This is a genomic window from Streptomyces sp. NPDC050546 (genome assembly GCF_044457425.1).
Lineage (GTDB): Bacteria > Actinomycetota > Actinomycetes > Streptomycetales > Streptomycetaceae > Streptomyces.
The window spans coordinates 103,893-122,961 of sequence record NZ_JBITGX010000013.1 but is presented as its reverse complement, the minus strand read 5'-3'; the positions used below and the strand labels follow the sequence as shown (position 1 = coordinate 122,961).

Here is a 19,069-nt window from a genome sequence, read left to right as displayed (position 1 = left end):
TGGGGTGCCCCCCCCCCCCCCCCCCCCGGCGCGGGGGGGGGGGGGGGGCGGGGCCCCCGGGGGGCCCCCCCCCGGCCCCCCCCCGCCCCCCCCCCCCCCCCCGCGCCCGCGCCGTGCGCGGGCCTTGAACCAGTAGAGAAAGTTGTAACTCAGTCTGTGGCGCGGGGCTTGAAATCGTGTGAGCAGGCTGGAAGTTCGCGGCCTTGGCGGTGGGCGAGGGGCAGGAAGAGCACTGGTCGGATCGTCCAGGTGATGCGGGTGGTGGCGTGCGTGACGGTGACAGTGCAGGGCTCAGATCGCAGGAGGGCTCTTCTCGTCTCGGCCCGTTCCTCGTAGAGCCACGCCCATGCCTCGTCGCACGCTGCGGTGTCCAGTGCCGGGGTGATGGTCCTGAGCGCGACTGCTACCCACCGGTCTGCTTGGAGTGCGGAGTATGCGTCGAATGAAGCGTGCAGTGCCGGTTGCTCGTCCCTGTTGGCGAGGTCTTCGGTCCAGCACTCGCACCAGTAGCCGCGCGGGAGTCCGGTCACGAGGTCACTCCCGGCGGATAGGCAACGAGCACGTAGCGGGTGTTCTCGTCGTACAGGGTGAGTTGGTAGGCAGTGCCCCCGGTCAGGTAGGCCAGTGCACGCTCGTGCTCGGCCTCGTCCCTCAACCAGTAGCGTCCCGGCTGGGCGTACGCTGCGTCGAGCTGGTCAGTGACGTTCCTCGTCTGCTCGCGCAGCCAACGCAGTGCGAGGCGGGGACTCGCCGTGTCGAGTGCTCCCAGTGAGATCCAGCGGGTCTCGTACGCGGGGTAGGCCACTGCCCAGCAGCGGTATGCAGGGCCGTGTCCTGCTGTGGCTAAGCGCTCGTGAGGAGTCGCCGTCATCATGCGCGTCCTCCTGGTCGTGCGCTCGCGAAGAGTTCCGCGGTGACTGTGTGGCCGGCCTGGCTGTTGTGGACCATGACTCGGTGCGCGAGTGCGCTGACCATGCCTAGCCCTCGGCCGTGTTCGGCGTCCTGGTCCTGGTGCTCGACCTTGGGGGACATGCCGGTGCCTCCGGCGTCTGTGACCGACAAGGCGACCACCTGTCGTGAGACTGCGAGGGCCAGATGGAAGCTGCCGGATGCCGTGCCGCTGGCCGTGTGAAGGATCGCGTTCGAACTCAGCTCGCTCACGATCAGCTCGGCGTCGTCGGCCAGAGGGGATCCGCGCAGGATGTCCCGAGTCCAGCGACGGGCCCGACTGACCTCTTCCGGAAAACCTGGGCAAGTGAGTCCCCAGACCCGGGCGGTGCTCGTATACTCGTGCATACAAGTTCCTTCGTGCTGGTAGGCCGCCATGTGCAGCGGGTTCGGGCTAGACGAGTTTCACGCCGTCGTGGGCGCGTATGGCTGGCGGGGTTACCGCGTCCAATGCGTCCAGGACGCGAATCGCGTATGCCTCGTCGGCGAGTTCGATGACCTCTTCACGGGTGGCCCAGCGCAGTGCGCGGGTCTCGTCCCCGGTGGTGGGCGTGCCGTCGGCAGCCTCACAGCGGAAGACCATGGAGACGATCAAGCCCTTCATGTTCTTGTAGATCCCGGTCAGGGTCGCAGGAAGCGCGATCTTGATGCCGGTCTCTTCGAGAACTTCGCGCTGGAGGGCCTCGGGGATGGTTTCCTCACGTTCGAGGACTCCGCCCGGGGGTTCCCAGTGGCCGTTGTCACGGCGTTTGATCAAGAGGGCGCGGTCCTGGTCGTCGACGATTACTCCGGCGACGCTCACGGAGTGCGGACGTTCGGTGCTCACGTTCCTCTGCCCTCTCGGCTGGCTAGGCTCTCCACGGTAGCAACAAAGCTCGCCCACTCGTCTAGATACCTAAAGGAGTACACGTGCCCTCTCTTTCCTCCGGCCTCCTCGGCGACCTCGACCCCACGAGCGATCGTGCGGTCTTCCGGCAGATCGCCGACCAGCTGCGCGAGGCCATCGACCGTGGGCGATTCAAGGAGGGCGAAAAGCTGCCCTCCGAGGCCGAGCTAGTCGAGCATTACGGGGTTTCCCGCATGACGGTTCGAAACTCCTTCTCCGTCCTCCAGGGCGAGGGCCTGGTACATGCCGAGCACGGCAAGGGCGTCTTCGTGCGACCACGACCGCCGGTGCGACGGCTCGCCTCCGACCGGTTCGCCCGGCGTCACCGCGAGCAGGGGAAGTCCGCGTTCATCGTGGAGGCCGACGCCGCCGGCAGTCACCCGCAGGTGGACAGCCTTGAGGTCAAGGAGGAGAAGGCCAGCCAGGACGTCTCCACCCGGCTCGGGTCCGTTCGGCGAGTGCTGGCCCGGCGTCGCCGGTATCTGCTGGACGGCCGGCCGGTGGAGTTCGCCACCTCGTATCTGCCGCTCGACATCGCGCGGGGCACGCCGATCGCCGAGCCGAACCCCGGGCCTGGCGGCATCTACGCCCGGCTTGAGGAACTGGGGCACCGCCTCGACCACTTCGAGGAAGAGATCCGCGCCCGGATGCCCTCGCCCGATGAGGTGCGCACGCTGCGGCTGGCCTCCGGCGTGCCGGTCATTCACCTGATCCGCACCGCGTTCGACCAGGAGGGGCGGGCTGTGGAGGTCTGTGACACGGTCATGGCGGCCGACGCGTACGTGCTGTCGTACCAGCTCCCGGCGACGTGAGCGCCTGATCGGCGGTGGTGCGCGGGGAGGCTTCTCCGAACTCGTACACCCCAACAGGCTTACTCGTATAGACGAGTGGGCGAGTTGTGTGGCAAGGTAGTTGCCGTTCCCGGAGATCGGGTTCGAACACCGCATCTTGTATAGACGAGTAGATGGGAAGAGTCTTGCGCACCATCCGTGTAGAGACCTCGGCCGCAACGATCCTGCTGACCGAGGCGCCCGAGCCCAAGGTCCGCGACCGGCAGACGGGCGAGATCGCCAAGGACACCACCAGCGGAGAGGCTCTGATGACGCTCGGCGTCGTCTACCTGGAGGACGGCGAGTCGTCGCTGATCAAGGTCACCGTTCCGGAGAGCGGAGTGTCCGAGGGGCTCGCGCTCGGGGCTCCGGTCTCGCTGCCGGGTCTGGTGGCCCGGCCGTGGGAGAGCGTCTTCAACGGCCAGCAGCGCCACGGCATCGCCTACCGCGCCGCCGCCGTGACACCGGCCGCGTTCCCGGCCTCCACCGGGGCCGCTGCCTGATGACCGACCTGACGACACTCCTGGAGGTGGGTGGTCCTGTCGCCGCACTCGGCGGCGGGGCCGCCTACGCCCGGGCCAAGTACCCTGGGGTGTACTGGTCCACGGTCGGCCTTCCGATATCCACGGCCCGGCTCCTCAGCTCCTACGGCTCGGTCATGGAAGCCTGCGGCCTGACCGTGGCTCCGTCCCGGCTGCGGATGCTGGCCGTCAAGGCCACCACTCGCCGAGAGGTCCGGCCCGTACCGCCGCGTCGGGGCATCATCCGGCCCACCTCGACAGGTCTGCGGCTCCGGCTCCGCCTCGCTCCGGGGCAGGAACCGGCCGACGTCGCCGCCTCGGCCGAACGGCTGCGGCACGCCTGGGGCGTTCACGCCGTGTACGTCTCGACCGTCAAGCCTGGTGTGGTTGAGCTTCGGCTGGTCGGCTTCGACGTGCTGCGGCGGGTGCGGATGCCCCGCAAGGCGGACGCCGGGTTCCTTCAGGTGCCGGTGGCACTGCGGGAAGACGCCATGCCTTTCGTACGCGACTACCAGACAGTGCCCCACCAACTCACCCTCGGCGCCACCCTGTCAGGCAAGTCCATGTATCTCCGGCACCTGATCACTGGACTCGCCCCTCAGCCGGTCGCCCTAGTCGGCATCGACTGCAAGCGCGGTGTGGAGCTGGCACCCTTCGCGGCCCGCCTCTCCGCACTGGCCACCGACCCGGAGCAGGCAGCCGAGCTGCTGCCCGTCCTCGTGAAGGAAATGGAGGACCGATACGACCTGATCAAAACCCGGCAAGGCATCGCCCCAGGCACTCCGGCCGAGGAGATCACTTCGGACATCTGGGGACTGCCCGAGCACGAACGCCCGGTTCCTATCGTGCTGTTCGTGGACGAGGTGGCTGAACTCTTCCTCGTCGCCACCAGGAAGGACGAGGAGCGCCGAGACGAGATGGTCACCCAGCTCATCCGGCTCGCCCAACTCGGCAGGGCGGCGGGCATCTACCTGGAGGTCTGCGGGCAACGCTTCGGCGCCGAGCTAGGCAAGGGAGCGACCATGCTGCGGGCCCAGTTGACCGGCCGCGTCTGCCACCGAGTGAACGACGAAGCCTCCGCAAAAATGGCGCTCGGCGACATCGCCCCCGAGGCGGTCTCGGCTGCATGTGCCATCGCACCTGAACGCCCCGGCCTGGCCGTGGCGGGTGACACCTCCGGCGGCTGGTCGCGCATCCGTACGCCGTACCTGTCCCTCAGCGATGCAGCGGCGACCTGCCGCGAGTCCGCCCACCTGGTGCCGGACGTGCCCGTACTCAAGCCCTTCCTGCCGGAGGTGGCCGTACGGCCGGTCGAGTCTCCGGCCCCGGTCATCGAGCCCCGCCCAGCTACCGGCTGACCTCCTCCAACAACCCCGGTCGGCGTGACCGCCTTGCGCCAAGTCCCTACCCCTCCCATGAATCCGGAAGGAGTCGCTTCGTGCGTGCCCAACTGGCCCGCGTTGACGCGGTACTCGTCCAGGCCGTCATCGCAGCCGCGCTGTCCTTCGCCCACCTGCACGACATCGCCTCAGCGGCCGGGCAGGACGGGTGGAAGGCGTGGGCCTACCCGATCTCGGTTGACCTGCTGCTCGTCGCTGCCTGGCGTCGGCTGCGATCGGGGGAGGCGAAAGCGTCCGGGTGGTGCTGGTTCGTAATCGCGCTCGCGGCCTCACTCGGTGCGAACGTCGCCACCGCCGGCCTCCTCGACCTGGACCAGGTCCCGGCCTGGTTGCGCATCCTCGTCGCGGGCTGGCCTGCGGTCGCCTTCCTCGGCGGCACTCTCCTCGCCCACTCCGCGCCAAAGCCGAGTGCTCACGACGACGTGGAGGAGCCAGAGGAGTTCAAGCACCAGGACGTCGCTCCCGACCCCAAACCGCCCGCGCAGCCAGCCATCGAGCCACCGCCCGAACGCCCTGCCGTTCCCGTCCCTGCCGCCCTCGTCGAACATGCCCGCAAGGTCGCCGCCGAGCATCACACCCGCACCGGTGCCCCGATCGACGCACCGACTCTCCGCGCCCGCCTCGGCGTACCCGCGCCCATGGCGGAAGCCATCGCCGCACACCTCTGATGGGAGACCAACCCATGACAGCCAACCGCCGCTTCCGCGACATCAACCGCATCGGCCCCGTCCAGGTCGGCACCTCCTTCGACGGCCGAGGCCAGGAGAAGCACACCGCCGCCTGCACCGCCCCGCGCTGCGGCTTCTCCGCCGACTACGACAGCCGCGCCGCCGCGGAACTCACGGCCCGCACCCACCGCTGCCCCGTCCGCTGAAAGGACCCGCGCTCGTGACCGTCAGCCTGCCGCTCGTCGTCGTCCTCGGCTTCTTCGCCTGGGGAGCGATCAAGTTCCTCGGCGTCCGTACCTGGGTCGTCGTCCTGATCGCGCTCTTCGGCTTCTGGCTCTCGCACACCTTCCTCGCTCCCGCCATCGAGTCCGGCACGCGCTCCGGCGTGACCGTCATAAATGGCTCACACATCTAGACGAGTAGATAAGGAGACCTCGGCCGTGTTCCTGCCCAAGTACCCGGACAGCCCGACCCCGCCCCCTGCACACACCCATATGCCGACTCACCAGGAGGCGCCCGTACGGCGCTCGCTCCCGTCGGTCTCCATCGATCAGAAGACCGTCGTGGCCCTGGTCGTCGGCGGGGTCGTCCTCACCGCGCTCCTGGCCGCCGTAGCCGTTACGGCCATCTCCGTCGCCGTGGCCGCTGTCGTCCTGCGCTCCATGCTCCGCGACCACCACCGCCGCTGAACCGCGCTGGCCTCCGGGGCGGCGGCACACGACCAAGCATTTCGCCGCCCCGGCGCCTTCCTCCCGACCAAGCAAGTCAGAAGGGAAACGCCATCTTCACCCGCACCACTCCGCCTCCACTTCCGGAACTCGTGAACCTGGCCTCGCAGGGCACGCTGCCGGGTATCCTCCGCCAACTCTCCGGACTCGGCGGCTGCACCCACCCGATCCGCCTCGACGGCCACCGCACCGAGTACGACGTCGACACCCGGACCGGCGAGATCGGCAACGTCCTCCATCGCCTCGACTCGACAGCCTCCCGGCCGGACAGCTCCTCGTCCGTTGCAACAACCGCCGCACGACCCGCTGCGCCGCCTGCGCGGAGGTCTACCGCCGCGACACCTTCCACCTGATCACCTCCGGCCTGCGAGGCGGCAAGGGCATCCCTGAACACGTCGCCGCCCACCCGCGCGTGTTCGCCACCTTCACCGCGCCGAGCTTCGGCCCGGTCCACAACCGTCCTTCCAGTGGGCATCCCTGCCGCTGCGGCACCCCTCACGACCAGGACGACGACGTACTCGGCTCCCCGCTCGCCCCGGACACCTACGACTACGAAGCCGCCGTGCTGTGGAATGCCCACGCCGGTCCGCTCTGGCGGCGCTTCTCGACCTACCTGTGCCGAGAGGTCGCCAAGCGCGCCGGCCTGTCACAGCGCCGGTTCCGCGAGCACGCCCGCGTGAGCTTCGCCAAGGTCGCCGAGTACCAGAAGCGCGGCGCGGTCCACTTCCACGCCGTCATCCGCATCGACGGTCCCAGCGGCGGCGACACCTCACCTCCTTCCTGGGCAACAGCCGACCTGCTCACCGATGCCATCGACACTGCCGCCGCCAATGTCCACGTCGAGGGCCCGGTCATCGACGGCCGCGCCCACACCTTCACCTTCGGCCGCCAGCTCGACGTACGGACCATCCGTTCGGCCGACTTCGACGGCGGCCAGGAGCTGACCGAACGGGCCGTCGCCGCCTACATCGCCAAGTACGCCACCAAGGGCGCCGAGACCGCGACGGGAGCTCTCGACCTGCCGCTCAAGTTCGCTGCCGAACTCGTCCAGTTCGACATCAGCGACCACGCCCGCCGCCTGATCCGCACCGCCTGGTTCCTCGGCGCCCGCAAGGACCTCGAACACCTCCGCCTGCGCGCCTGGGCCCACATGCTCGGATTCCGCGGCCACTTCTCCACCAAGTCCCGCCGCTACTCCACCACTCTCGGCGCCCTCCGCGACGCCCGCGCCGAATGGCGCCGAGCCCAAGCCGCCGCAGCCGACGGCCCTGAGCCCGAGACGACGTATGTCCTCGCCCACTGGGTCTTCGCCGGTACCGGCCTGTCCGACGCCGAAGCCTGGCTCGCCGCATCCCTCGAACCCGCCCCCGGAACGGAAGGAGAACCGACATGGACCGCCGACGGGACGAACTGATGACTGTCCCGCAGATCCTCGCCGAGCTCGGCGGAGTGTCCCGCCGAACCTTCTATCGCTGGCGCGAACTGGGGCAGGCTCCGGAAGCGATCAAGCTTCCGAATGGTGAGCTCCGTGTCTGGCGCAGCGACTTCGACGCGTGGCTCCACGGGCTCGCGGAGGCGGCGTGAAGTCGCATGACGTGAGGGTGTGGGGCATCCGCAAGCGGCCGTACAAGACGCCGTCGTATGACGTGCGATGGAAGGTCGGCGATGCCCCGCCGTTCTCCGAGACCTTCCGGACGAAGGCACTCGCCGACAACTTCCGGGCCAAGCTTCTTCGGGCTGCCCAGAAGGGCGAGGCATTCGACACGGAAACCGGTCTGCCGGACTCTATGGCACCCGCCAAAGCGTCTCGCACCTGGTACGACTTCGCCCGGGCGTACGTCGCCATGAAGTGGCCGCACGCGGCTCCGAACTCCCGCGACAGCTTGAACGAGACGATGACGCTCGTCACGACTCAGCTACTGGGTGATCGGCCTGGGTGTCCGGCTGACGACGTCTTGCGCCGTGCGCTGCGGGGCTGGGCTTTCGTCGTCCAGGCCTCGGACGAGGAAGCTCCGCCGGTCGACATCGCGAACGCTCTTCGCTGGGTGGCCAAGGCCTCACTGCCGTTGGCGACGCTCAAGAATCCGGCAGATATCCGCCGCGTCCTCGACTCCCTCAAGCTCAGGCTATCGGGGGCTCCGGCGGCCGCCGAGACGGTACGGCGCAAGCGCGCGGTCCTCTTCAACGCCCTCGCCTACGCGGTCGAACTGGGGGAGCTCCCGGAGAACCCGGTCACGCTCGTGAAGTGGAAGCCGCCGAAGGTGACCAAGGAAGTCGACCGCCGGGTCGTGGTGAACCCTCGGCAGGCACGCGAGCTCTTGGCCGCCGTCTCATACGTCGGCGGTTACCGCCGAGCCCGTGGGCGACGCCTGGTCGCGCTCTTCGCCTGCATGTACTTCGGTGGGCTTCGGCCGGCGGAAGCTGTGGCGCTGCGTCGTCCGGACTGCACGCTGCCGGAGACCGGGTGGGGTTCACTGATCCTGGAGAAGACCCGCCCGACCGTCGGGAAGCGCTGGACCGGGACCGGGGAGGTTCACGACGACCGCGGCCTCAAGAATCGCCCCACGAATGAAACCCGCATCGTCCCGATCCCACCTCGCCTCGTCCGCATGCTCCTCGCCCACATCGAGGAGTTCGGCACCGCCAAGGACGGGCGGCTGTTCGCCAACGAACGCGGGGGAGTGGTCGCCTCCACTACGTACTGGCGCGTCTGGGAGGAGGCCCGGCACCTGGCGCTCACGCCGGAACAGGTGGCTTCGCCGTTGGCCGCTCGACCGTACGACCTGAGGCACGCCGCGCTCTCCTCGTGGCTCAACGCTGGCGTCGACCCCACCGAGGTGGCGGAACGCGCGGGCAACAGTGTCGAAGTGCTGTTGAGCCGGTACGCGAAGTGCCTCGACGGGCGCCAGGACGTGGCCAACCGCCGGATCGCGGAGCTCCTCGGGGAGGGCGATGACCAGGAGGAAATAGAGAACTGACTGAGGTCGGCCGAAGGTACTGTGCTCCCACCTGCTCAATGAGCGGGTGGGGCCTTCGGCGTTCTGGCCTGTTCCCTGTTGCTGTGCGTCTGCGTTGTGGAGTTCGGAGGGCCCATGGACCTGCTCGCTGTGCTCGATGAAGCGGTGGCCACTCTCAAGGCTCCTCTGGGAGAGGACGACCGGGCGCAGGGCTGGACCGATGATCTCCGAAGAGAGGTGCAGGCAGAAATCTCGATCAATCGCTCGGTGCTGCGTCGCCACGGGCTGGGCATGGCGCGGCACCTGCGTCCTCGCCTCGACGCGTGGATGGAACATGAGGGCGTGCAGCCCGGGCGTCTCCGGGGCCTGGTGGGTGACGTGCAGCGGTCGCTCGTGGAAGCTCGGACCATGACGTGAGGAAATGCCCGCTGACCTGGGCGTTGTCGTCGGCCGCCAGTCCACGAATAGTCCACGGCCCCTGACATACAGCCGCTCCGGGCCGCACCCACCTGCACACACACGAAGACCCCGTCTCAGCGAAAGCGCTGATGGCGGGGTCTTTGGGCACCTAATCCAAGGTGCCCCCGGCAGGATTCGAACCTGCGCACACGGCTCCGGAGGCCGTTGCTCTATCCCCTGAGCTACGGGGGCGTGTCCGGCGCGATTGCTCGCGGCGACGGGTAGAACACTACCAGCTCCCTCGGGGTGGTCATCAACGGGTTTCCGCTGCCGGGGGCGGGTGTGTGGGTCGCCCGTGCGGGGTGGAAGTGGGGAAAACCCGGACGCGGTGGCAGGGGCCGACCTACTCTCGAGTTGTGCCAGGCGCGTCGGGTCGGGTGCTTGTTGTCGACGACAACAAGGTCATCCGGCAGTTGATCAGGGTCAACCTCGAGCTGGAGGGGCTGGAGGTCGTGACCGCGGCCGATGGTGCCGAGTGTCTCGATGTCATTCATCAGGTGCGGCCCGATGTCGTGACCCTCGACGTCGTCATGCCCCGGCTGGACGGGATCAGGGCCGCCGCTCGGCTGCGGAACGATCCGCTGACCCGTGACCTGCCCCTCGCCATCATCAGCGCCTGTACCCAGCACGAGGTCGAGGCCGGGCTCGAGGTCGGAGTCGACGCCTTCCTCGCCAAACCCTTCGAGCCCGCCGAACTGGTCGGAATGGTGCGGCAGTTGATGGAGCGCTCGCGGCGTCGGGAGAGGCGGGGCGGTGGTGGTCCCGACATCGGGGGCGACGGTGCCCAGGCACAGACCGTCGATCAGCCGGCCGTACCGTAGGTGAGGAAGAGCCGCTCGGCCTCCTGAGGGAAGCCGCGTCCACATCCCGGACCCTCCCCAAACCGGCTCGCATACCCACCCCCCTCCTCCCATACGCTTGTGCCCGTGACCCCCGTCGAGCTCTCCCGCACCGTGCTGCACGCCGTGCGTCGCGCTGTCGACGAGGGTGAGCTCAGCGTGACCGTGCCGGAGCGGGCCGTGGTCACGCCGCCGGGGCCCGGAGGGTGCGGCGACTACGCCACCAACGTCGCCCTCCAGCTGGCCGGTGCGGCGGGACAACCGGCACAGCGCGTGGCCGAGATCCTGCGGGCGCGGCTCCAGGACGAGGACCGCATCAGCGACGTCGTCGTCACCGGGCCCGGATTCCTCAACTTCAGCATGGCGAGCACCGCCCCCGCCGCCCTTGTCGACGAGATCCTGGGGCGCGGGCGACGGTACGGCCACGCCTCGGGATTCAGCGGGGACGTCGTGCGGATCCTGTGCCGGGCGGAGGTCCGTGCCGTTGTCGTCGCGGACACCCTCGCCCGGTTGCTGCGCAGCCAGGGTGACTCCGTCCGCATCGAGTGCGACGGCCGGCCCGACCCGGAGTGGCGTTCCGTCCTCGGCGCGGACGTCACCACCCGGGGGGCCCGGCTTCGCATCGACAGCCCCGTCTTCGTCCGCCCCGTCCCCGCCCCCGCCGACCCCCTCCCGCTCGGCCGGGACGCCGCCCGCTGGGCCCTGCTGTACCCCGCCGCGCACGACCGTCCCAGGATCACCGGCGATCACCTGGTCCAGCGGGAGACCAACCCCCTCTTCCGCGTCCGGTACGCCCATGCCCGCACCCGGGCCCTGCTGCGCAACGCCGACGACCTCGGCTTCCGGCCCGAGCCCGGTCCCGCGCACACGAGCGACACGGCACCGCTGATCGCCGTACTCGGCGACCACCCCCGTGTCCTCACCGCCGCCGCCACCGACCGCACCCCCGACCGCCTGGCCCGGCACCTCGTCACCGTCGCCGACGCCACGCTGCCGCTGCTCCCCGCCGTGCTGCCCCTCGGCGAGGAGAAACCCTCGGCCGCCCACCGTGCCCGGCTCGCGCTCGCCGAAGCCGCCGGGACGGTGCTGGCCGGCGGCCTGTCCCTGCTCGGCATCGACGCACCCGATCACCTCTGAAAGACACGAACATGAGCCGTTCCGCGCACCCCGCCGGGCCCCGTCACGCCGATGTCTACCCCGAGGGCCACTACTCCGCCCCGCCCGCCGACCTCAACGCCCTGGACCCCAAGGTGTGGGCCGAGACCGTCGGGCGGGACGAGGACGGTGTCGTCACCGTCGGCGGCATCGCCGTCACCCAGCTCGCCGAGGAGTTCGGTACCCCCGCCTACGTCCTCGACGAGGCCGACTTCCGGGCACGCGCGCGTGCCTGGCGCACCGCGTTCGGGACCGACGCCGACGTCTTCTACGCCGGCAAGGCGTTCCTCTCCCGTGCCGTCGTGCGCTGGCTGCACGAGGAAGGGCTGAACGTCGACGTCTGCTCCGGCGGCGAGCTGGCCACCGCCCTCTCCGCCGGCATGCCCGCCGACCGCATCGCCTTCCACGGCAACAACAAGTCCGTCGACGAGATCACCAGGGCCGTCGAGGCCGGCGTGGGCCACATCGTGCTCGACTCCTTCCAGGAGATCGCCCGGGTCGCCCACATCGCGCAGAGCCTCGGGAAGCGGCAGAAGGTCCTGATCCGGATCACCGTCGGTGTGGAAGCCCACACGCACGAGTTCATCGCCACCGCCCACGAGGACCAGAAGTTCGGGATTCCGCTGGCCGGCGGGCAGGCCGCCGAGGCCGTACGCCGTGCCCTGCAGCTCGACGGGCTCGAACTCGTCGGCATCCACAGCCACATCGGCTCGCAGATCTTCGACATGTCCGGGTTCGAGGTCGCCGCCCACCGGGTCGTCTCGCTGCTCAAGGACGTCCGCGACGAGCACGGCGTCGAGCTGCCGGAGATCGACCTCGGCGGCGGGCTCGGTATCGCGTACACCAGCGACGACGACCCGCGCGAGCCGCACGAGATCGCCAAGGCGCTCACCGAGATCGTCACACGGGAGTGCGAGGCCGCCCGCCTCCGCACGCCGCGCATCTCCGTCGAGCCCGGGCGCGCCATCGTCGGCCCGACCGCCTTCACGCTCTACGAGGTCGGCACCATCAAGCGCCTCGACGGGCTGCGGACCTACGTCTCCGTCGACGGCGGCATGTCGGACAACATCCGCACCGCGCTGTACGACGCCGAATACAGCGTCGCGCTGGTCTCCCGCACCTCCGACGCCGAGCCGATGCTCGCCCGTGTCGTCGGCAAGCACTGCGAGAGCGGGGACATCGTGGTCAAGGACGCGTTCCTGCCGGCCGACCTGGCACCGGGTGACCTCATCGCCGTACCGGCGACGGGCGCCTACTGCCGGTCCATGGCCAGCAACTACAACCACGTGCTGCGGCCGCCGGTCGTCACCGTGCACGACGGCGAGGCCCGGGTGATCGTCCGCCGCGAGACGGAGGAGGACCTGCTGCGTCTCGACGTGGGCTGAGCCACGCCAGGCGTGGGGTGGAAGATCTCCTGTCTTCCACCCCCGTACAAATGAAATAGATATCTCACGATCCGGACGAAGGGCAGAAAGTCCCGTCCGGTGAGTGAGACTGGTGCAACCGTAGACGGTATGAGGAAACGAGGTCGGATGATGCGTACGCGTCCGCTGAAGGTGGCGCTGCTGGGCTGTGGAGTGGTCGGCTCAGAGGTGGCGCGCATCATGACGACGCACGCCGACGACCTCGCAGCCCGGATCGGCGCCCCCGTGGAGCTCGCGGGCGTGGCCGTACGGCGGCCGGACCGGGTCAGGGAGGGCATCGACCAGGACCTCGTCACCACCGACGCCACCGCCCTCGTCAAGCGCGGCGACATTGACGTCGTGGTGGAGGTGATCGGCGGGATCGAGCCCGCCAGGACCCTCATCACCACCGCCTTCGAGCACGGCGCCTCCGTCGTCTCCGCCAACAAGGCGCTGCTCGCCCAGGACGGCGCCGCCCTGCACGCCGCCGCCGAGCAGCACGACAAGGACCTCTACTACGAGGCCGCCGTCGCCGGCGCCATCCCGCTGATCAGGCCGCTGCGCGAGTCCCTCGCCGGCGACAAGATCAACCGAGTGATGGGCATCGTCAACGGCACGACCAACTTCATCCTCGACAAGATGGACTCGACCGGGGCCGGCTACCAGGAGGCCCTCGACGAGGCCACCGCCCTGGGATACGCGGAGGCCGACCCGACCGCCGACGTCGAGGGCTTCGACGCCGCCGCCAAGGCCGCCATCCTCGCCGGTATCGCCTTCCACACGCGCGTGCGTCTCGACGACGTCTACCGCGAGGGCATGACCGAGGTCACCGCGGCCGACTTCGCCTCCGCGCGGGAGATGGGCTGCACCATCAAGCTGCTCGCCATCTGCGAGCGGGCCGCCGACGGTGCGTCCGTCACCGCGCGCGTGCACCCCGCCATGATCCCGCTGAGCCACCCGCTCGCCTCCGTCCGCGGCGCCTACAACGCCGTGTTCGTCGAGTCCGACGCCGCCGGGCAGCTCATGTTCTACGGGCCCGGAGCGGGCGGTTCCCCGACCGCCTCCGCCGTGCTCGGCGATCTCGTCGCCGTCTGCCGCAACCGCCTCAGCGGCGCGACCGGACCGGGCGAGTCCGCCTATGCCGCCCTGCCGGTGTCGCCGATGGGCGACGTGGTCACGCGCTACCACATCAGCCTCGACGTGGCCGACAAACCGGGTGTTCTCGCCCAGGTCGCGACCGTGTTCGCCGAGCACGGAGTCTCGATCGATACGGTTCGCCAGTCGGGGAAGGACGGCGAGGCCTCCCTCGTCGTCGTCACGCACCGTGCGTCCGACGCCGCCCTCACCGGGACCGTCGAGGCGTTGCGCAAGCTCGACACCGTGCGTGGTGTCGCCAGCATCATGCGGGTTGAAGGAGAGTAACCAGCAATGACCCACCAGTGGCGCGGAATCATCGAGGAGTACCGGGACCGGCTGCCGGTATCCGACACCACGCCGGTCGTGACGCTCCGCGAGGGCGGCACGCCGCTCGTGCCCGCGCAGGTGCTCTCCGAGCGCACGGGCTGCGAGGTCCACCTCAAGGTGGAGGGCGCGAACCCCACCGGGTCCTTCAAGGACCGCGGCATGACCATGGCCATCACCCGGGCCAAGGAGGAGGGGGCCAAGGCCGTCATCTGCGCCTCCACCGGCAATACGTCGGCCTCCGCCGCCGCGTACGCCGTGCGGGCCGGGATGGTCTGCGCCGTGCTCGTCCCGACGGGCAAGATCGCGCTCGGCAAGATGGGCCAGGCCCTCGTGCACGGCGCGAAGATCCTCCAGGTCGACGGCAACTTCGACGACTGCCTCACCCTCGCGCGCGCCCTGAGCGACAACTACCCCGTCGCGCTGGTCAATTCGGTCAACCCGGTACGTATCGAGGGCCAGAAGACGGCCGCCTTCGAGATCGTGGACATGCTCGGCGACGCGCCCGACATCCACGTCCTGCCGGTGGGCAACGCGGGCAACATCACGGCCTATTGGAAGGGCTACAAGGAGTACGCCGCCGACGGCGTCTCAGCCCGGACCCCCCGGATGTGGGGCTTCCAGGCCTCCGGCAGCGCCCCGATCGTGCGCGGCGAGATCGTCAAGGACCCCTCGACCGTCGCCACCGCCATCCGCATCGGCAACCCGGCGTCGTGGAACCACGCGATCGCCGCGCGGGACGAGTCCGGCGGCTTCATCGACGAGGTGACGGACCGTGAGATCCTGCGCGCCTACCGGCTGTTGGCCTCCCAGGAGGGCGTCTTCGTCGAGCCCGCGTCCGCCGCGTCCGTCGCCGGTCTGCTGAAGGCCGCCGAGCAGGGCAAGGTCGACCCGGGGCAGCGGATCGTGTGCACCGTCACCGGCAACGGTCTGAAGGACCCCGACTGGGCCGTCGCCGGCGCCCCGCAGCCGGTCACCGTCCCCGTCGACTCGGCGGCCGCGGCGGAGCGCCTCGGACTCGTCTGACGTGCGCGGACGTGCCGAGCGCCGGTGGAGCGCTCGGCACGGTCCGGCGTAAGACGGCGCTTGCCCGGGGAAGTTTCCGGCAGGGGGTGCACAGGGCTCATACGACACGCATCGTGCGCCTCCTGTGCGCCCTATGTCGCGACAGAACCTTCTTTCGATAGGCTGTACTGAACCCGCCCGCCGCATATGCCTCCGCATAGAGCGCGGTGCCGCGCCGTCTCCGCGGCCGGGACAGCGGCCGGCCACCCCGGTCGGCAGCGGCCCCCAGGGTTCTCGTACGCATCGAATGTCCATCGAACGTCATTCGACAATCACGCAGCTCAAGGAGAGTCATCGAGCGATGGCCGGTCCAGCGTTCCGCGCCGCCGCCGTCCGGGTGCGCGTCCCCGCCACCAGCGCCAACCTCGGCCCGGGCTTCGACGCCCTCGGCCTCGCGCTGGGCTTGTACGACGACGTCGTCGTCCGGGTGGCCGACTCCGGGCTGCACATCGACATCGCGGGTGAGGGCAGCGAGACGCTCCCGCGCGACGAGAAGCACCTCCTCGTCCGCTCCCTGCGCACGGCCTTCGACCTGCTCGGGGGACAGCCGCGGGGTCTGGAGATCGTCTGCGCCAACCGCATTCCGCACGGCCGGGGCCTGGGCTCCTCCTCGGCCGCCATCTGCGCCGGGATCGTCGCCGCCCGCGCCGTGACCATAGGCGCCGACGCCAAGCTCGACGACACCGCGCTGCTCGAGCTCGCCACCGAGATCGAGGGCCACCCCGACAACGTCGCGGCGTGCCTGCTGGGTGGCTTCACGCTCTCCTGGATGGAGGGCGGCGCGGCCCGCGCGATCAGGATGGAGCCCGCCGATTCCATCGTTCCGGTGGTTTTCGTGCCCGGAAAGCCCGTTCTGACGGAGACGGCGCGCGGCCTGCTCCCGCGCTCCGTCCCGCACGTCGACGCCGCCACCAACGCCGGCCGGGCGGCCCTGCTCGTCGAGGCCATGACCCGGCGCCCGGAGCTGCTGCTGCCCGCCACCGAGGACCGGCTGCACCAGGAGTACCGCGCACCCGCCATGCCCGAGAGCGCGGCGCTGGTGGAGCGGCTGAGGGCCGAGGGCGTCCCCGCGGTCATCTCCGGCGCCGGGCCGACGGTCATGGCGCTGACCGACGCGGGCACCGCCGACAAGGTCGAGGCCCTGGCGGGCGCGGACTGGGCCGCGAACCGACTGAGCCTCGACGCACAGGGCGCGAGCGTTCTTCCGCTGGCGGCCCCCGGCGACCTTTAAAAGCACTCGGTTGCCGGATTTGGAGAGGGGGAATGTTTGTTGGATCCGGTAGTGTTAACCTCAAGTCTGCACCCGACCCCACCATGGCGAGGTGCCTCGTGTCCCCGTCCGGGACAGACATTCTTCCGGGAGCCCCCCAAACCGCACTGTGTTCTGTACGTCGGACCGTACGCCGTACGCGGACACTGAGCGGGGCGCAGGGCACGCTCCGGAACCGGTGCGACCACGCCGCGTGACACTGACACTGGGTGCCACGGCTCAAGGAAGCGCCATCACCAGATTCCTCCGCCGCTTAGGCGGACCACCGCCCCGGCACGGTTCACACCACACGGACCGAAGCCGGACAGCACAACCGGTCGCCGAGCCAGACAGGCCGACGTCCGCTCCAGGGAAGGACCCTTCGTGAGCGACACCACCGATCTGATGGGCGCACGTGTCGAGGAGACCGCTGCCGCGCCCGCCACGGACGCCTCCGCGCCTGCCACCGGTGCCGGCTCCCGGCGGCGCCGCGGTACCGGCCTCGAGGGCATGGTGCTGGCCGAGCTGCAGCAGGTCGCATCCGGCCTCGGCATCAAGGGCACGGCGCGTATGCGCAAGAGCCAGCTGATCGAGGTCATCAAGGAGGCGCAGGCGTCCGGCGGCGCCGCTCCGGCCGCCAAGGCCGAAGCCCCCGCCGAGACCAAGCCGAAGCGCCGCGCCACCTCCCGGACCCGTACGGGGGACAACGCCGAGAAGGCGGAGAAGAAGGCGGACGCGAAGCAGGCCTCCGAGGCCCCCGCCGAGAAGGCCGACAAGGCCGTGGCGCAGCAGCAGATCGAGATTCCCGGTCAGCCCGCCAACAACGACGAGCCCTCCGAGCGCCGGCGTCGCCGGGCCACCGCCGACGCCGGATCCCCGGCTTCCGCTCCTGAGACGGTCGCCGCCGAGGCGAAGAACGAGGCCAAGGCCGAGGCCCCGGCCCAGCAGTCGCAGCAGCAGTCCCAGAACGACGCCAAGTCGGACTCCGGTGACGGCGGCGAGGGCCGCCGCCGCGACCGCCGTGACCGCGGCCGTGACCGTGACCGCGGCGGCCGGGGCAACAAGGGCGACGACCAGCAGGGCGGCCAGCGCGGCCAGCAGCAGGGTCAGCAGCAGGGCGGCGGTGGCGGTCGTCAGGACCGTGGCCAGCAGCAGGATGACGACGACTTCGAGGGCGGCCGCCGTGGCCGTCGTGGGCGCTACCGTGACCGTCGTGGCCGTCGCGGCCGCGACGACGTGCAGGAGCCGCAGATCACCGAGGACGACGTCCTGATCCCCGTCGCGGGCATCCTGGACATCCTCGACAACTACGCCTTCATCCGCACGTCCGGCTACCTGCCCGGCCCGAACGACGTGTACGTCTCCCTCGCCCAGGTCCGTAAGAACGGCCTGCGCAAGGGTGACCACATCACCGGCGCCGTCCGTCAGCCGAAGGAGGGCGAGCGCCGCGAGAAGTTCAACGCGCTGGTCCGCCTGGACTCCGTCAACGGCATGGCTCCCGAATCCGGGCGCGGGCGGCCGGAGTTCAACAAGCTGACGCCGCTGTACCCGCAGGACCGGCTCCGCCTGGAGACCGACCCGGGCGTGCTGACCACTCGCATCATCGACCTCGTGTCGCCGATCGGTAAGGGCCAGCGCGGTCTGATCGTGGCCCCGCCGAAGACCGGCAAGACCATGATCATGCAGGCGATCGCCAACGCGATCACGCACAACAACCCCGAGTGCCACCTGATGGTCGTCCTGGTCGACGAGCGTCCGGAAGAGGTCACCGACATGCAGCGGTCGGTCAAGGGCGAGGTCATCTCCTCGACCTTCGACCGCCCGGCCGAGGACCACACCACGGTCGCCGAGCTCGCCATCGAGCGTGCCAAGCGTCTGGTGGAGCTGGGTCACGACGTGGTCGTCCTGCTCGACTCGATCACGCGTCTGGGCCGTGCCTACAACCTGGCCGCGCCCGCCTCCGGCCGCATCCTGTCCGGTGGTGTCGACTCGACCGCGCTGTACCCGCCGAAGCGCTTCTTCGGTGCCGCGCGGAACATCGAGGACGGCGGCTCGCTCACCATCCTGGCCACCGCGCTCGTCGACACCGGGTCCCGCATGGACGAGGTGATCTTCGAGGAGTTCAAGGGCACCGGCAACGCGGAGCTCAAGCTCGACCGGAAGCTCGCCGACAAGCGCATCTTCCCCGCGGTGGACGTCGACGCGTCCGGCACCCGTAAGGAAGAGATCCTGCTCGGCAGCGACGAGCTTGCCATCACCTGGAAGCTGCGCCGCGTGCTGCACGCGCTCGACCAGCAGCAGGCGATCGAGCTGCTTCTCGACAAGATGAAGCAGACGAAGTCGAACGCCGAGTTCCTGATGCAGATCCAGAAGACGACGCCGATGCCGGGGAACGGCGACTAGGCACCTTCTGGCCAAAGGGCCGCCCCCGTCCGGAAAGGGACGGGGGCGGCCCTTTGTGGTGTTCGTGTGCAGGTAAGATCACGCTCTTCGAACATGT

Annotated in this window: 21 protein-coding genes, 1 tRNA gene and 1 pseudogene; 18 read left to right on the top strand and 5 right to left on the bottom strand. The window is 69.8% G+C overall.

Translation table 11 applies throughout. The annotated features are described in order from the left end of the window. Positions 1-149 precede the first annotated feature (149 nt). The 4 genes from ACIBK5_RS29815 to ACIBK5_RS29800 form a co-directional block, all read right to left on the bottom strand. Positions 150-530, bottom strand: a complete 381-nt coding sequence (locus tag ACIBK5_RS29815; protein ID WP_399024235.1) for a hypothetical protein — start codon at positions 528-530, stop codon at positions 150-152. After that, on the bottom strand, positions 527-805 hold the full coding sequence (locus tag ACIBK5_RS29810) for a hypothetical protein (RefSeq protein WP_399024234.1): 279 nt from the start codon (positions 803-805) through the stop codon (positions 527-529). Before ACIBK5_RS29810 ends, ACIBK5_RS29815 begins: the two co-directional genes overlap by 4 nt. 65 nt (positions 806-870) lie before the next feature. After that, positions 871-1,296, bottom strand: coding sequence for an ATP-binding protein (locus ACIBK5_RS29805; protein ID WP_399024462.1), 426 nt, complete (start codon positions 1,294-1,296; stop codon positions 871-873). A gap of 46 nt (positions 1,297-1,342) precedes the next feature. Beyond that, positions 1,343-1,750: an NUDIX hydrolase gene (locus ACIBK5_RS29800; RefSeq protein ID WP_399024460.1), complete on the bottom strand. Its 408-nt coding sequence runs from the start codon at positions 1,748-1,750 to the stop codon at positions 1,343-1,345. A gap of 107 nt (positions 1,751-1,857) precedes the next feature. Between ACIBK5_RS29800 and ACIBK5_RS29795 the strand changes: the two genes are divergently transcribed. The 11 genes and pseudogenes from ACIBK5_RS29795 (at position 1,858) to ACIBK5_RS29745 (ending at position 9,355) form a co-directional block, all read left to right on the top strand. Beyond that, the gene (locus tag ACIBK5_RS29795) at positions 1,858-2,646 is read left to right on the top strand and encodes a GntR family transcriptional regulator (RefSeq protein WP_020274970.1); all 789 of its coding nucleotides are present in this window, start codon (positions 1,858-1,860) and stop codon (positions 2,644-2,646) included. Between the two features lie 164 nt (positions 2,647-2,810). Then, a complete protein-coding gene (locus ACIBK5_RS29790; protein ID WP_399024232.1) occupies positions 2,811-3,167 on the top strand; it encodes a hypothetical protein in 357 nt (118 codons plus the stop codon). After that, positions 3,167-4,543 (top strand): FtsK/SpoIIIE domain-containing protein, encoded by a 1,377-nt coding sequence (locus ACIBK5_RS29785; protein WP_399024230.1) that lies wholly within the window; start codon positions 3,167-3,169, stop codon positions 4,541-4,543. Before ACIBK5_RS29790 ends, ACIBK5_RS29785 begins: the two co-directional genes overlap by 1 nt. An 80-nt stretch (positions 4,544-4,623) precedes the next feature. Beyond that, positions 4,624-5,253, top strand: coding sequence for a DUF2637 domain-containing protein (locus ACIBK5_RS29780; RefSeq protein ID WP_399024228.1), 630 nt, complete (start codon positions 4,624-4,626; stop codon positions 5,251-5,253). 14 nt (positions 5,254-5,267) lie between these two features. After that, complete coding sequence (locus ACIBK5_RS29775; RefSeq protein ID WP_382591733.1) at positions 5,268-5,459, top strand: mobile element transfer protein; 192 nt, start codon at positions 5,268-5,270, stop codon at positions 5,457-5,459. Between the two features lie 14 nt (positions 5,460-5,473). Next, complete coding sequence (locus ACIBK5_RS29770) at positions 5,474-5,668, top strand: hypothetical protein (protein WP_399024226.1); 195 nt, start codon at positions 5,474-5,476, stop codon at positions 5,666-5,668. A 25-nt stretch (positions 5,669-5,693) separates the two neighbouring features. Continuing rightward, entirely contained in the window at positions 5,694-5,942 is a 249-nt protein-coding gene (locus ACIBK5_RS29765) for a SpdD protein (RefSeq protein ID WP_399024224.1), read from the top strand. A gap of 155 nt (positions 5,943-6,097) precedes the next feature. Further along, positions 6,098-7,395 (top strand): annotated as a pseudogene (locus tag ACIBK5_RS29760) (replication initiator). After that, entirely contained in the window at positions 7,371-7,565 is a 195-nt protein-coding gene (locus ACIBK5_RS29755; protein WP_033314625.1) for an AlpA family transcriptional regulator, read from the top strand. Before ACIBK5_RS29760 ends, ACIBK5_RS29755 begins: the two are co-directional and overlap by 25 nt. Continuing rightward, positions 7,562-8,959, top strand: a complete 1,398-nt coding sequence (locus ACIBK5_RS29750) for a tyrosine-type recombinase/integrase (RefSeq protein WP_399024222.1) — start codon at positions 7,562-7,564, stop codon at positions 8,957-8,959. The genes ACIBK5_RS29755 and ACIBK5_RS29750 overlap by 4 nt, the downstream gene beginning before the upstream one ends. A gap of 114 nt (positions 8,960-9,073) precedes the next feature. Further along, on the top strand, positions 9,074-9,355 hold the full coding sequence (locus tag ACIBK5_RS29745; protein ID WP_399024220.1) for a hypothetical protein: 282 nt from the start codon (positions 9,074-9,076) through the stop codon (positions 9,353-9,355). A gap of 162 nt (positions 9,356-9,517) precedes the next feature. On the opposite strand, the gene ACIBK5_RS29740 is transcribed toward ACIBK5_RS29745, so the two are convergent. Further along, positions 9,518-9,589: transfer RNA gene (locus ACIBK5_RS29740), tRNA-Arg, on the bottom strand. A gap of 116 nt (positions 9,590-9,705) precedes the next feature. Here ACIBK5_RS29740 and ACIBK5_RS29735 point away from each other — a divergent pair. The 7 genes from ACIBK5_RS29735 to rho all read left to right on the top strand — a co-directional run bounded on the left by ACIBK5_RS29735 (position 9,706) and on the right by rho (position 18,972). After that, a complete protein-coding gene (locus ACIBK5_RS29735; protein WP_399024218.1) occupies positions 9,706-10,218 on the top strand; it encodes a response regulator in 513 nt (170 codons plus the stop codon). 105 nt (positions 10,219-10,323) lie between these two features. Further along, the gene (gene nrtL, locus ACIBK5_RS29730) at positions 10,324-11,373 is read left to right on the top strand and encodes an ArgS-related anticodon-binding protein NrtL (RefSeq protein ID WP_399024216.1); all 1,050 of its coding nucleotides are present in this window, start codon (positions 10,324-10,326) and stop codon (positions 11,371-11,373) included. 11 nt (positions 11,374-11,384) lie between these two features. Continuing rightward, positions 11,385-12,776, top strand: a complete 1,392-nt coding sequence (gene lysA, locus ACIBK5_RS29725; protein WP_399024214.1) for a diaminopimelate decarboxylase — start codon at positions 11,385-11,387, stop codon at positions 12,774-12,776. A gap of 147 nt (positions 12,777-12,923) precedes the next feature. After that, positions 12,924-14,216, top strand: a complete 1,293-nt coding sequence (locus tag ACIBK5_RS29720) for a homoserine dehydrogenase (RefSeq protein WP_399024212.1) — start codon at positions 12,924-12,926, stop codon at positions 14,214-14,216. A gap of 6 nt (positions 14,217-14,222) precedes the next feature. Next, positions 14,223-15,281, top strand: a complete 1,059-nt coding sequence (gene thrC, locus ACIBK5_RS29715; RefSeq protein WP_376393663.1) for a threonine synthase — start codon at positions 14,223-14,225, stop codon at positions 15,279-15,281. 340 nt (positions 15,282-15,621) lie between these two features. After that, on the top strand, positions 15,622-16,551 hold the full coding sequence (gene thrB, locus ACIBK5_RS29710) for a homoserine kinase (RefSeq protein WP_399024210.1): 930 nt from the start codon (positions 15,622-15,624) through the stop codon (positions 16,549-16,551). A 402-nt stretch (positions 16,552-16,953) separates the two neighbouring features. Further along, on the top strand, positions 16,954-18,972 hold the full coding sequence (gene rho / locus ACIBK5_RS29705) for a transcription termination factor Rho (RefSeq protein WP_399024208.1): 2,019 nt from the start codon (positions 16,954-16,956) through the stop codon (positions 18,970-18,972). Positions 18,973-19,069 lie beyond the last annotated feature (97 nt).